Genomic DNA, 12,966 nt, shown 5'->3' on the forward strand with positions numbered 1-12,966 from the left:
GCTGACCAGGGACTTCGCCTCCCGCGAGGGGTGAAGCGCCGGCACACGATTAACGGGTGTTTGTGTCACCGGTCCAGCAGGCGCTGAATGTCCTCAAGGAGTTTCGTGTCAGCGGCCAGATGCGCCTCGGCGTTGTCGAACAGCGCATCGGCCAGTGGCGACAGCCCCGCCTTCGCCTCTCGCCCCGCGGTGATCCCCGCGCGCAGACCCTCCAGCGCCCGGGCGGACGCCGTCACCAGCTCCCGCGCCTCGCCCGAATCCAGCAACGCATGCCAGCGCAGCGCCAGCGCGAAGTCGGACCTGGTGGAGTGCGGAGGTGCGGACAGCGCCTTGCGCAGCAGGGCGCGTAGTGTGCGCCGGCCCTCGGGCGTGATCGCGTACACACGGCGCAGCCGATCGCCGGTCCGCTCCTCCGCATGCGTCTCGGCCAGCCCCTCGGCCTCCAGCTTGGCCAGGGCGTGATAGACCGACCCCGGTTTCACATCGGTCCACTGCTCCAGCGCCCCGGTCGTGACGAGCTGGTTGATCTCGTATCCGTGGCGCGGCCCCTCATCGAGCAGCCCCAGGACGAGCATCCGGGTCGACGACACTCGAACCCCTCTCCGCGATAGTCAAGCTTGACCATATCAGTCACCCATGCTCTGATAGTCAAACTAAATTATTCAAAGTGGAGGATAAGCATGTTCTTCCTCTCACGGCGTATGGACGCGCTCGTTCGCGCGTACACACGGCTGGGCAGATTCAGCGGCGCGGTGCTCGTCGCCCGCGGGAACCGGCAGGTCTTCGCCAAGGGCTACGGCAACGCCGACCACGAGCGTGCCGTGCCCAACACGCCGCGCACGGCGTTCAGGATCGGCTCCCAGACCAAGACCTTCACCGCGATCGCGATCCTGCTCCTGCAGGAGCAGGGCAAGCTCCGTATCGCCGACCCGATCGGCCACCATCTGCCCGGTTACCCGCACGGCGACGCGATCACGCTGCACCACCTGCTGACCAACACCTCCGGCATCCCCGACTACGTCACCACCGAGGACTTCACCCGCATCATGGGAACGCCACGCACCAGAGCGGCGCTCATCGCCGGCTTCAAGGACCAGCCCCTGCTGTTCGAACCGGGCGCGCGGATGAGCTACAGCAACTCGGGATGGATCCTGCTCGGCGAGGTGATCGAGCGGGCGTCCAGCCTCACCTACGGCGAGTACATCCGCAAGCACATCTTCGCCCCGCTCGCCATGGAGCACACCGGCCTGACCGACGACCCTCCTGCCGAAGGACACGCCATCGGCTACAAGGCCGGCGACGGCCGGCTCACCCGCACCCCGTACCTGCACAACTCCAACCAAGACGCCGCTGGGGCCCTGCACTCGACAGCCGAAGACCTGCACCGCTGGAACCGCGGCCTGCCCCGCCTGCTACGCCCCGATTCGCTGGCGGACCTCACCAAGCCGCACGCCATGGCCGACGGGATCGGCTACGGCTACGGCTGTGCGGTACGCGGCGACCGCGTCGAGAGCTCCGGCGGCACCATCGGCTTCGTCAGCATCTCGGCACACCACCGTCGCGACGACCTTTTCGTTACCGTGCTGGCCAATATCGAGAACGCCGCGTTCACCGAGATCGAGACCGCCCTCACGGCGATCGCCCGCGGCGAGGCGTACGAGCTGCCCAGCCGCCGGGCCTTCGTCACCCTCGACCCGGCCGTCCTCGACCGGTACACCGGCCGTTACACGATGCGGCACATGGGGCGCACCTCCACGATGGACGTCACGCGCGAGGACCACCGGCTGATGGTAGAGGTGCACGGGCTGACCAAGACCGAACTGCGACCCATGTCCGAAACTCGTTTCTTCGCCAGGATGAAGGGCGAGGTCGAGCTGGACTTCCTCGCGTCCGGCGAGGTCGCACTGAACTGGGCGGGCCACGACGTCACCGCCCACCCCACCGCCTGATCCTCGCCACCTGCCAGGGGCCATGCCGTCCTCCAGCAAGGCTGGACAACGGTAACAACGCTCGCCGCCAACTGAACGGCCAGGAAGGCGACCCTCCTCGCCGTTTGTGCCTCTCTCCAGGAACGCGATGCTTCCCATAGACGTGAGCCGGCCCGTAACCCATCGCCCGCGGGCGACGCATGTCCGGCGGCTCCGCAGGAGGCGGCCAGGCGGTGATGCGACGTAAGCCCAGGCGATCTCTACCTCCCAGCGGCACATGCCACCTTCCCGCCTGCAATTCGAGGAGCTCACGGGGATGCTCGACCTGGATGCCGCCCGCGCCGAACGCACCGCTGCCGGCGACCCCTTCCCGCTGCGGTTTCGCGGCCAGATCAGCTGCACGCTGCCGCCGGAGCTGCCGCTGGACGCGCTGGAGCCGCTGACGGAGATTGACGTGGACATCGCGCTCATCTTCCGCACCGCGATCGACGCGTTCAAAGGCCAGGACGCCGATGCCGCCACCGTGTCCGTCCTGGACACCGTCATCGACCTGCTGGTGATGAGCAAGAAACTTCCCGACGAGGTCCTGGAAGCCGTCAAGAAGATCGGCCGCCGCCTCATGGGCGACCAGGGCTACGAAGCGTTCATCGCGGCGCACCCGTCGGTGCCGGACGTGATCGCCTCGGCAAGAGCCTGCTCGGCATCTACGGGATCCGCCTGGGGGAATCCCCGAAGCCCTCCGCCACCTCCAGCGATGGGACGACATCGACGCAGACTTCGCCCAGCGCTACCCCCATGTTGACCTCCGTGGACTCTGGCGAGCCCCTGGCCAGCCCGGCTTCCTCGGAGTCCGCCGTTTCCTAGCGCTCGTCAACCGGCTCCCCCACGACGCGCTCGTGCATCAGACGCCCGACCAGCGGGCCGACTCGCGGGACCGCAAGGACGAGCTTCTCGCCCAGCTCGGTGAGGAGATCGGCGTCCTGGCCGCCGATCACCGCAGGAAGAAGCCGCGCACGTTCCACCGGCCGGACTGGGTGAAGAAGGCGTCGCGGACCGGGGCGGGCCAGAGCGGCATGGACCGGGCGTTCGCCGTCATGGCGGCGACCGCTCAGACGATCGTATGAAGGCGCTTCGGCCGGGTTCCTTCAGCCTCAGGTACACGTGGAGCACGACGGTCAGGTGCCGTTCATTGAGGATCAGGATCCGGTCCAGGAGTTCGCGGCGCAGGGTGCCGATGACGCGCTCGCAGATGGCGTTCATCCTCGGTCTCTGGGGCAGCGTTGTGATGATCCGCAGCCCTTCGGCTTCGAAGATCTCCCTGAAGGCGGAGGTGAAGAGCGGATCCCGATCGTGGATCACGAACCGCAGCCCGGCGGTGCGCTCCCCCAGGTCCATCGCCAGGCTACGGGCCTGCTACACCGTCCACGCCCCGGTCGGGTGCGCGGTCACTCAGGCCAGGTGCAGTCGGCCCGGCCCGGCGGGGCGCCGGAGCGATACCCGCCGCGTGCATGATCTCCCACACCTGGAGGCCGCGATCGCATGGCCCAGACGCGCCAACTCGCCCTGGATTCTTCTGTGCCCCCAGGTCGGGTTCTTCTGCGCCATTCGAATGATCAGCGCCTTGACCGGCCGGCGGGTGCATGGCCGTCCCGGGCGCCTTCTGTCAGCGCCCCCACCGCGGCCGGCCACCGAGCTGACGGCGGAGCACCTGGTTCTCTTGACGCAGCACCAGCAGCTCAACGTCCTTCGACAGATCAGCGCGGACCAGCACCGTCAGCAGGCCGAACAAGCACCTCACCGACCGGCAGACAAGCGACAACAACACGCCGCGATGGTCGCAGCAGCCGCCCTGATCATGCAGCAAAACCCCAGCTCACACATGAAACCGAGTTTCCGAGCGGGACACCATTGTGTCGGGGTCGACCACCAGGTCGGCGTACCGGCAGGTGGCTCGGATGGCGACGGCGTTGGGCTCGTCCACCTCCGCCACCCACCGGACGGCCTCGTCGGGCGCCTTGCCGAAACGCACGTGCCGCTTGACGAGGCGGTCCAGGCGGACGCGGTCGTCGAGGTCGGCGTACCAGACCTCGGTCATGGCCGCCCGCACCCGCCGCCACGGATCGTCCTCCATGAGCAGGTAGTTGCCCTCGCTGACGACGACCCGCGCCTCCGGCGGGACCGGGATGGCGCCGGCGATCGGCTGCTCGATCTCGCGGTCGAAGGACGGGGCGTAGACGACGTTCGTGGTCTCGGCACGGATGCGGCGCAGCAGCGCGAGGTACCCGTGAGCGTCGAAGGTGTCGGCGGCGCCCTTGCGGCCCCGCCGCCCGAGCCGTTCGAGCTCGACATCGGCCAGGTGGAAGCCGTCCATCGGCACCCACACCGCCGGCAGCCCGGCCGCGGTGAGGCGGGCGACCAGCCGATCGGCCAGGGTCGACTTGCCCGCACCGGGGCAGCCCGCGATGCCCAGCACGACGCGGTCGCCGCCCGAGGCGAGCCCGCTTACCCGCTCGACCAGGCCCTCGCCGGTCACCGTGCGCCGCTGACGGCGAGCGCGGTCTCCAGGTATCGGCGGGCATGGCCGGCCAGGGCGGCCCCGTCCGTCCACAGGTCGCGCCAGATGGCGAGGTCGTTGGAGAGCCCGGGGGCGACCACCGCCGAGGAGAACGACTCGAACGTCACCGGCCCCTGGTAGCCGATGTCGGCGAGGGCGTGGAAGAAGCCGGTGAGGTTCAGGTGCCCGGAGCCGAGGAAGCCGCGATGGTTCTCGCCGACGTGCACGTATCCGAGCCGCTCCCCCACCTCCAGCACCGGCCTGATCAGATCGTCCTCCTCGATGTTCATGTGGTAGGTGTCGAGGTGGACGAGGACGTTGTCCTCGCCGATGTCGTCGGCCAGCCGCAGCGCTTCACGCGCGGTGTTCACCACGTTCGTCTCATAGCGGTTGCACACCTCCAGGCCCAGGTTGACACCCTGTGCGGCGGCCTGTCTCGCCAGCCCGCGGATCACCGTCACCGCGTTCGCCCGGCCCCGGGCTGTGACCGGGCGCCCGTACTTGCCGAGGGCGCTGTAGAGCGCGCCGGTGAAGATGCCGCCGCCCAGCGCCACCGTCGCGTCGAGGGAGGCCGCGAGCAACCGCTCGCCCCTGGCGACGACCTCGGCGTCGTCGCTGGAGACGTCGGCGTCGAACGCCAGCCCGCGCGAGCAGGCCACCTGAATCCCGGCGGCGGCCAGGGCGTCCCGGGCATGGCCGAGGTCGAGGTTGTCCAGGTCGTGCAGGGAGAGCTCCAGCAGGTCGAAGCCCGCCTCCGCGGTGCCGCGCACCGCGAGGTCGACGGACTCCCTGGAGGTGTCACCGGCCCACACCAGGGCGTGGATGCCGAGCGGGTTGGGCAGGGCGGAGGACGTCACGATTCTCCTCGGGTCGGGCGGCGGGGCCGCGTCACAGCGTAAGGATGGAGCGCAGGATGCCGTCGACGACCTGGGGGCCGTCGACGCCGACGCATACGCGCATGTTGGGGTGGTCGTCGCGCAGCGGGACCGTCTGCCCGGCGGTGAGCGTGCCGCGCGTCTCCACGCCGACGCTCATCTCGGTGAACGTCGCGACGTCAGGGTCCGCCGCGACCGCCACGGCGAGCGGGTCGTAGAGCACGCAGCCGTCGGCCCAGTCGAACATCGGCGCGTCCAGGTAGGTGGCGCAGACGTCGGCGAGCATGGCGGCGGCCCTGGACCTGCCGCGGTCGATGCCGCGGATGGCGGCGTCGCCGAGGACGAGGCCGGTGGCCGGGTTCGTCACGTCGAGGCCGACCATGGTGAGGTCGACGCCGGAGCGGAAGACGATGTCGGCGGCCTGCGGGTCGAACCAGATGTTGCACTCGGCCACGGGGGTGATGTTGCCCCGCCCGTAGCGGGGCTCCATGCCGAGCGCGCCGCCCATGAAGACCACGGAGCGCAGGTCCGCCGCCAATGACGGCTCTTTGAGCAGCGCCATCGCCAGGTTCGTCTGGGGGCCGATGGCGACGACCGTCACCTGCCCGGGATGGGCGCGTACGGTGTCGATGATGAGGTCGACCGCGTGCTGCGGCACTGCCGCGTCGGCGAGGTCGGGCAGGTCGATGGAGCCGGGCTCGCCGCGGGCTCCCCGGTACGCCTCGACCAGGGCGTCCGGCAGCCCGCCGCCCAGCCGCGTGCCCATGCCGACGGCCACCGGCACGTCGGTCCGGTCGGCCGCGGCCAGCACGGCGGCGGCGCCGCGCGCGCCGAGCTCGGGCGGGCAGTTGCCGAACACGGTGGTCACGGCCAGCAGCTCCAGGCGCGGATCGGCGAGGGCGAGCAGCAGCGCCAGCGGGTCGTCGGCGTCCGTGCCGGGGATGCCGACGCCTGGATCGGTGTCCAGGATGATCTTGTGTGGACCGGTCATGCCTGTCCCTCCTTCGTGCCGTCCACGGTCGCCGCGCCCGTCATGATCGCCACGGCCTCGGACATGGTGTGGTCGCGCGGCGTGATGACCGCGGCCCGGCGGCCCAGGCGCTGGACGTGGATGCGGTCCGCGACCTCGAACACGTGCGGCATGTTGTGGCTGATGAGGATGACGCCCATGCCGCGCTCCCGCAGCTCCCTGATGACCCCGAGCACCTGCTCGGACTCCCGGACGCCGAGTGCCGCCGTGGGCTCGTCGAGGACGACCACCTTGCTGCCGAAGGCGACCGCGCGAGCCACCGCGACGGCCTGCCGCTGCCCGCCGGAGAGCGTTTCGACGACCTGGGTGATGTCCTGGATCGTACGGATGCCGAGGTCGTCGACCTTGGCCGTGGCCTCCTCACGCATGCCGCTCTTGTCCAGCATGCGGAAGACGCTGCCGAGCACGCCGGGGCGCCGGCGCTCGCGGCCGAGGAAGAGGTTGGCGGAGATGTCCAGCGCCGGGGCGAGCGAGAGGGTCTGATAGACGGTCTCGATGCCGGCGTCGCGGGCGTCCTGCGGCTTACGGAAACGCACCTGCGTGCCGTCTACGGTGAGCGTGCCCAGGTCGGGGATCTCCGCGCCGGTCAGGCACTTGATCAGGGTGGACTTGCCGGCGCCGTTGTCGCCGATCACCGCCAGCACCTCGCCGGCGTAGAGGTCGAGGTCCACGCCGTCGAGGGCGACGACCGCGCCGTAGGTCTTGATCAGCCCGCGCGCCGAGAGCACAGGGGTCCGGTCCGTCATCGCTGCGCTCCCGTCCGCCTGATCCACTGGTCGAGCGTCACGGCCGCGATGATCAGCAGGCCGATCGCGAGGGTCTGGTAGAGCACGTCCACCCGGGCCAGCGCCAGGCCGTTGCGGAACACGCCGACGATCAGGGCTCCGATGAACGTGCCCAGCAGCCGGCCGCGCCCGCCGAACAGGCTGGTGCCGCCGATGACCACGGCGGTGATCGAGTCGAGGTTGGCGTCCACGGCCGAGTTCGTCGTCGCCGCGCCGACCCGGCCGATGAGCACCCACGCGCTCAGGGCGAAGATGACGCCGGCCACGGCGTACACGCTGAGCAGCACGCGTCTGGTCCGGATGCCGGCCAGCCGGGCGGCGGCCGCGTCGTCGCCGACGGCGTACACGTGCCGGCCCCAGGCCGTCTGGGAGAGCGCGTAGCCCATCCCGAGGTACATGAGCACGACCAGCACCACGCCGGCGGTCAGGTTGAACGGGCCGACGGCGAACGAGGTGGACGTCCACGTCAGCAGCGGCCCGAGCTGGTCGCCCGGGATGGACCTGCCGCCGCTCATGAGCAGCCCGAGCGCGGTGAAGAGGTTGAGGGTGCCGAGCGTGACGATGAACGGCGGCAGTTTCACCGTCGCGACCAGCCAGCCGTTGAGCAGGCCGGTCAGGGCGCCGCAGAGCATGCCGACGAGGAAGGCCAGAATGCCCGGCAGCCCGGCCTGTCCCGCCAGGCTGCCCATGACCATCGCGACGAGCAGCATCGCGGCGCCGACGGACAGGTCGATGCCGGCGGTCAGGATGATCAGGGTCTGCCCGATGCCGAGCGCACCGATGATCGCCACCTGCTGAAGGATCAGCGAGATGTTCGACGGCTCCAGGAACCGCCCGTTGAGCAGGCCGAACACGATCACGGCGGCGAGCAGCACCACCAGGGGGCTGATCTGCGGATGCCGGTGCAGGATCCGCTGGAGCCGCTGCAGCGGGGTGAGCGGCCGCTGTCTGAACGCCTCGGCGGCGGTCATTCCTGAGCTGTCGGTGGTGGTCACGCCGTCCTCCTCGTGGCCGTGCTCTCCGGGCCTACCAGCACGTCTTTGCGCCTTCGGCCGAGCTGATGCCGGCGATGCCGGCGACCTGCCGGTCGGTGACGAGCCGCACTCCGGTGTTGACGAAGTCCTGGCCCTGTGACGGCGTCGGGTTCGCCCCGTCGGCCAGGTGCTTGACGACGGCCTCCACGCCGAACCGGCCCATCTCGCTGGGGTACTGCTGCGCGACCGCGCCGAACTCGCCGTCGGTGACGGCCTTGACGCCGCGGCAGCTGCCGTCGATCGAGACGACCAGGGCCTCGGTGTTGCCGGCGGCCTTCAGCGCCTGCGCCGCGCCCACTCCGGAGGTCTCGTTGGCGGCGAACACGACGTTGATGTTCTTGTCGAGCGACAGGCAGTTCTCCATGGCCGAGCGGCCGCCGTCCTCGGCGCCGTTCGTGGCCTGGTTGCAGACGATCTGGTAGTCGCCGCCGGAGTACTTGCCGGTCTTGGCCTCGTCGCCGTTCTTCTTGGTGTCCTTGACGTCCACCCCGAGGCCGGACAGGAAGCCCTGGTCCCGCTGGTAGTCGACGCTCACGACCTTGTCGGCGAAGAGGTCGAGCAAGGCGACAGTGGCCTTCTTGCCCTCCAGCGCGCCGGCGGCCCACTTGCCGATCAGCTCGCCGGCCTCGAAGTTGTCCGAGGCGAAGGTGCCGTCGACCAGGTTGACCGGGTCGGTCGGCGTGTCCAGCGCGAGCACGTAGAGGCCGGCGTCGCGGGCGCGCTTGATGGCGTCGTTGACGGCCGGCCCGTTGTTCGCGATCAGGATCGCGTCGTCGCCGCGCGAGATCGCGTCCTCGATCGCGCGGATCTGGCCGTCGGCGTCGCTCTGGTCGCGTCCCGCCGCCACGGTGATCTCCGCGTTCGCGCTCTTGGCGGCCGCTTTTGCGCCCTCTGCCATCGAGGTCCAGAAGTGGTTGTCCGGATCCTTGGTGATGAGCGTGATGTACGTGGGATCGCCGCCGCCCGTACCGGAGCCGGAATCGCTCCCGCATCCTCCGAGCGCCAGCACGGCCGTGACGAGGCCTGCCGTGGCCGTCGCGGCCAGACGGCGGCGACCCATTCGTGATGTCCGACCCATCCGAACTCCTCTGGTCGAGCTGCGGCCCCGATGTTGGCTGCGGCGCCGAATTCGGCCAGGGTAACACCCTTACGCCCGAATGTGTCATAACTTATTAACTTTTCGGACATAACGCTAGTATCGCTGGGTAGATCTACAATCCGTACCGACGGACAGGGGAGGCGGGCGGGTGTCGAAGGACAGTCCAGGCGGGGTGTTCGCGCTGTTCAGGGCTCACCCGGCCGGGCTCACCAAGACCGAGGTGGCCCGGCTGGCCGGGCTGTCGCGCACCGCCGTCAACCAACGGATCGAGGCGCTGCTCGCCCACTCGCTGCTCGTCCCGTCCTCGCAGGACGCGCGCACGGGCGGCCGGCCCGCCGACCGCTTCGACGTGAACCGGGAACGCGGCGTCGTGCTGATCGCCGACACCGGCGCGACCGGCATGCGGGTCGCGCTCGCCGACGCCGTGGCCGGCATCCTGGCCGAGCGACATGTCGCCATCGACATCACCGACGGCCCCGTGACGGTGCTCAAGCGAGTCACCGGCCAGTTCGGCGAGTTGCTCGCGGCCACCGGCCACACCCGCGACGAGGTGCTCGGCATCGGCCTCAGCGTGCCCGGCCCGGTGGACGCGGGCAGCCGGCGCGTGGTCAACCCGCCGATCATGACCGGCTGGCACGACTTCGACATCGTGTCCGTCTTCGGCGCGGCCTACGACTGCCCCGTCGTGGTCGACAAGGACGTCAACGCGATGGCCTTCGGCGAGCACCGGCTCACCCATCCCGGCACGCCCAACATCGTCTTTGTCAAGATCGGCACCGGCATCGGCACCGGCCTCATCGTGGACGGGCGCATCTACCGGGGCTCCGACGGCGCCGCCGGGGACGTCGGGCACATCCCGCTGGGGGCGGCCGTCGGGACCGATCCGCCCGTGTGCCGGTGCGGCAACACCGGCTGCGTAGAGGCGTACGCGGGCGGCTGGGCCATGGTCCGTGACCTGCGCGAGCTCGGGCACCGCCTGGAGTCGGTGCACGACGTCGTACGCGAGGCCCACGCCGGCAACCCCGACACCATCCGCATCGTGAAGCGGGCCGCCGGCATCGTCGGCACCGCGATCGGCGACATCGTCAACATCCTCAACCCGCGCAAGGTCGTCATCGGCGGGCAGCTCGCCGCGATCGACGACGTGCTGTTCGCCGGCGTCCGCGAGTCCGTCTACGGCCGCTCGCTGCCGCTGGCCACCCGCAACTTGAGCATCGTGCCGAGCGAGCTGGGCGACCGGGCCGGCGTGCACGGCCTGACCCGGCTGGTCATCGACACCGTCTTCGCACCGGACCGGATCGACGATTTGATCCGGTCCAAGGCGTGACACGCCGGGCGCCTCAGGCCGGGTTCCATCCCGTCGTAGCCGACCAGCAGGTGCCGTGGCCCGCGCCCCGGAGCGCGGGCCGGTCCTGTGCCGGGCAGGCGAGAGTGGTGACGGATCGCCTATAGGGCCACGAACAGCTCCACATCAGCGAAACCTGATGTGTTCGGTTATCGTCAGTTCGCGTTGGCCGTGACCATAGAGGCTTCGCTGCCCATCCGTGCTGCGCCCCGCCAATGCCGTTTAGATAGCGATCTTGCTGGTAGCCTCGCCCGATGATCTTGCCCGGTGGCACAGGCGGTTCGGGACGGTTGACGGATCTGATCGCGGTTGGCGCGCTGACATCGCTGATCCCTCGCCAGGCCTGGACGCGGCCATCGCCACGCACGGATGCCGGAAGCGTCGCGTTCGCAAACTCCCCGCGCATGTGGTCATCTATCTGCTCATCGCGTTGTGCCTCTACCCGGACGACGACTACGAGGAAGTCGCCGAGAAACTGACAGGCATGCTGGCGCTGGTGCCAGGAGCGCGCTGGCAGGCGCCGACCCGCGGGGCGATCACCCAAGCCCGCCAGCGCCTGGGACCTGGGCCGGTCAAGGACGTGTTCCAGCAGGTCGCCCGGCCTGCGGCGACCGAGTCGACGCCAGGCGCGTGGCTGCACGGCCAGCGAGTGATGGCGATCGACGGGTTCGTCTTAGCTTGTCGTTTAACCCTTGCGACTGCGGTGTTCAGTGAGGGTTTCGGCACGTTTGGTGGTCTTGCCGACGTCGTGATGGCGGGCGCGAGCCCGGTTCTTGGAGCCGAAAGGCCGTCCTGGGCCGGGCCGGATGGGTTTCGGCGCGCCAGCCGGTAAAGGCAGTCGCGGGCGCAGGTGCCGAAACCCTCTGCGGACGCGGGCGGGGGTCAGCCGCTCGGGCGGGGTTGGTCGTTCCCAAGGGCGGCGCAGGTCGGGAGCCAGGACGCGGGCCAGGCCAAGTTGGATGTAGGCAACAATGATCAGCCAGGTCCAGCGGTCGGCGGCGTATGGGTCACGGAGCTTGGGCGCGGTCCAGCCTAGGGTCTGCTTCCACATCCGGAACGTATGCTCAAGATCGAATCTGCGGAGGAACGCCTGCCACAGCCGGTCCAGGTGGGCCGCCGTGATGGCGGTGGCCGAGCTCCACAGCCACACCGGCTTGGGGTCGCGCTCGCCGGGCAGGTACTCGACCTGAAGGCGGATCAAGGTTCCGGCGATGACGGGCAGGTCGTCCTCGTGGTCGAGCCAGGCGGCGCGCCGGGTCAGCCGATGGTGCAGCCAGTCCCAGCAGGAAGCAACCGCCGTGCCGTACCTGCTGGTGACGGTAGTCGTGACATGGGATGGTTCGCCCCAGGTAGCGGCATCCTTCATCCGGAACACGCCGCCGTGCTTGGGCGGGCGGCCACCGCCGGGATGAGCCAGCGCGTGCTCATGGCGTGAGGGTGCCCTCCGGCTCAGCACCCGATCGCAGCGCAGCCGGCCCAGCACCTCCACCGGCAGATCATCCAGCAGGAAGGCCAGGCGGGCGGTGTCGAGCACGAGCAGAATGTCGGGGTCGCCCTGCCGCCACTGGTCCGCCTCGATCAGGCGGGCGACCAGGTCGCGAACCTGTGCGGCGGTGACGGCTGCCTCATCGTCGTCGGGGCGCAGCCGGATCGCGTCCAGCACCGTGGTCCAGGAGGTGCGGCCGGTTTCCAGCGCGGCGATGATCGAGTACGGCCAGCCGTGGATCATCTGGTGGTCGCCCTTACGGCGGCCATAGGTATGGCAGAACAGCCGTTCCGGGCTGGTCGGCGCATCCGGGCGCAGCCAGGGGGTGACATCGGCGGCCAGCACGATCCGCTCGCCCGCCGCACGAGGCAGCGGCACTGTGGCCAGCGCCCGCCGCAGCCGGGCGATCTCGATGCGGCCGTGATTGATCGCGCCGTACAGGGCGCCGTGGCCACGGCGGTGCTCGGGCGTCAGCGCCAGCCCGACCAGTGTGCGGACCGGGCCGTCGGCGCACAAAACCGCCTCGACCATCTCAAACAGCTCATCCCGCCGGGAGGTTAGGCAGGCGTGGAATTCCTGGCGAAACTTCGACAGCTCAGCCAGTGCCTCGATACGCGAGCCTTCCCGCGACGGGGCTGGGACGCCTGCGGTCATATGCGTCAGGATGGGTTCCACGGCCATCGCCTCTTCCTCGATGTCGGTTCAACTCGACGATGAGACGGTGGCCGCCCGTCGTACAGCGCCGAATCGCACCCGAGCGGACACAGTCCGCTACAGGGAACCGAGTCACCGACATGCCTGTTCACGGCATATGCGAAGGTCAAGGGTTA

At 69.7% G+C, this 12,966-nt stretch carries 14 protein-coding genes and 1 pseudogene; 5 read left to right on the forward strand and 10 right to left on the reverse strand.

Translation table 11 applies throughout. The annotated features are described in order from the left end of the window. Positions 1 to 65 precede the first annotated feature (65 nt). Positions 66 to 590, reverse strand: a complete 525-nt coding sequence (locus ABEA43_RS59175) for a PadR family transcriptional regulator (protein ID WP_345576794.1) — start codon at positions 588 to 590, stop codon at positions 66 to 68. A 90-nt stretch (positions 591 to 680) separates the two neighbouring features. Here ABEA43_RS59175 and ABEA43_RS59180 point away from each other — a divergent pair, with 90 nt between their 5' ends. The 3 genes from ABEA43_RS59180 to ABEA43_RS59190 all read left to right on the forward strand — a co-directional run bounded on the left by ABEA43_RS59180 (position 681) and on the right by ABEA43_RS59190 (position 3,052). Beyond that, a complete protein-coding gene (locus ABEA43_RS59180) occupies positions 681 to 1,949 on the forward strand; it encodes a serine hydrolase domain-containing protein (RefSeq protein WP_345576796.1) in 1,269 nt (422 codons plus the stop codon). A 295-nt stretch (positions 1,950 to 2,244) separates the two neighbouring features. Next, positions 2,245 to 2,730, forward strand: a complete 486-nt coding sequence (locus ABEA43_RS59185; protein ID WP_345576798.1) for a hypothetical protein — start codon at positions 2,245 to 2,247, stop codon at positions 2,728 to 2,730. Positions 2,731 to 2,824: 94 nt separating this feature from the next. Beyond that, entirely contained in the window at positions 2,825 to 3,052 is a 228-nt protein-coding gene (locus ABEA43_RS59190) for a hypothetical protein (protein WP_345576800.1), read from the forward strand. Here ABEA43_RS59190 and ABEA43_RS59195 read toward each other — a convergent pair. The 8 genes from ABEA43_RS59195 to ABEA43_RS59230 all read right to left on the reverse strand — a co-directional run bounded on the left by ABEA43_RS59195 (position 3,021) and on the right by ABEA43_RS59230 (position 9,266). Further along, a complete protein-coding gene (locus ABEA43_RS59195; protein WP_345576802.1) occupies positions 3,021 to 3,323 on the reverse strand; it encodes a hypothetical protein in 303 nt (100 codons plus the stop codon). The genes ABEA43_RS59190 and ABEA43_RS59195 overlap by 32 nt on opposite strands. A gap of 268 nt (positions 3,324 to 3,591) precedes the next feature. Further along, positions 3,592 to 3,717 (reverse strand): hypothetical protein, encoded by a 126-nt coding sequence (locus tag ABEA43_RS59200; protein WP_345576804.1) that lies wholly within the window; start codon positions 3,715 to 3,717, stop codon positions 3,592 to 3,594. 84 nt (positions 3,718 to 3,801) lie between these two features. Next, positions 3,802 to 4,461, reverse strand: coding sequence for a nucleoside/nucleotide kinase family protein (locus tag ABEA43_RS59205; RefSeq protein ID WP_345576806.1), 660 nt, complete (start codon positions 4,459 to 4,461; stop codon positions 3,802 to 3,804). Further along, positions 4,458 to 5,339, reverse strand: a complete 882-nt coding sequence (locus tag ABEA43_RS59210; protein WP_345576808.1) for a sugar phosphate isomerase/epimerase family protein — start codon at positions 5,337 to 5,339, stop codon at positions 4,458 to 4,460. The genes ABEA43_RS59205 and ABEA43_RS59210 overlap by 4 nt, the downstream gene beginning before the upstream one ends. 31 nt (positions 5,340 to 5,370) lie before the next feature. Then, positions 5,371 to 6,348 (reverse strand): nucleoside hydrolase, encoded by a 978-nt coding sequence (locus ABEA43_RS59215; protein ID WP_345576810.1) that lies wholly within the window; start codon positions 6,346 to 6,348, stop codon positions 5,371 to 5,373. Then, positions 6,345 to 7,133: an ATP-binding cassette domain-containing protein gene (locus ABEA43_RS59220; RefSeq protein WP_345576812.1), complete on the reverse strand. Its 789-nt coding sequence runs from the start codon at positions 7,131 to 7,133 to the stop codon at positions 6,345 to 6,347. The genes ABEA43_RS59215 and ABEA43_RS59220 overlap by 4 nt, the downstream gene beginning before the upstream one ends. Beyond that, complete coding sequence (locus ABEA43_RS59225) at positions 7,130 to 8,167, reverse strand: ABC transporter permease (protein WP_345576814.1); 1,038 nt, start codon at positions 8,165 to 8,167, stop codon at positions 7,130 to 7,132. The genes ABEA43_RS59220 and ABEA43_RS59225 overlap by 4 nt, the downstream gene beginning before the upstream one ends. A gap of 31 nt (positions 8,168 to 8,198) precedes the next feature. Further along, positions 8,199 to 9,266, reverse strand: coding sequence for a substrate-binding domain-containing protein (locus ABEA43_RS59230; RefSeq protein WP_345576816.1), 1,068 nt, complete (start codon positions 9,264 to 9,266; stop codon positions 8,199 to 8,201). Between the two features lie 187 nt (positions 9,267 to 9,453). On the opposite strand from ABEA43_RS59230, the gene ABEA43_RS59235 reads away from it, so the two are divergent. Continuing rightward, the gene (locus ABEA43_RS59235) at positions 9,454 to 10,632 is read left to right on the forward strand and encodes an ROK family protein (RefSeq protein WP_345576818.1); all 1,179 of its coding nucleotides are present in this window, start codon (positions 9,454 to 9,456) and stop codon (positions 10,630 to 10,632) included. Positions 10,633 to 10,885: 253 nt separating this feature from the next. Further along, a pseudogene (locus ABEA43_RS68470) lies at positions 10,886 to 11,227 on the forward strand (transposase domain-containing protein); the annotation flags it as partial. Between the two features lie 108 nt (positions 11,228 to 11,335). Here the strand turns inward: ABEA43_RS68470 and ABEA43_RS59240 are convergent. After that, positions 11,336 to 12,817: an NF041680 family putative transposase gene (locus ABEA43_RS59240; protein ID WP_345576820.1), complete on the reverse strand. Its 1,482-nt coding sequence runs from the start codon at positions 12,815 to 12,817 to the stop codon at positions 11,336 to 11,338. Positions 12,818 to 12,966 lie beyond the last annotated feature (149 nt).

The organism is Nonomuraea rosea, assembly GCF_039539705.1.
Classification (GTDB): domain Bacteria; phylum Actinomycetota; class Actinomycetes; order Streptosporangiales; family Streptosporangiaceae; genus Nonomuraea; species Nonomuraea rosea.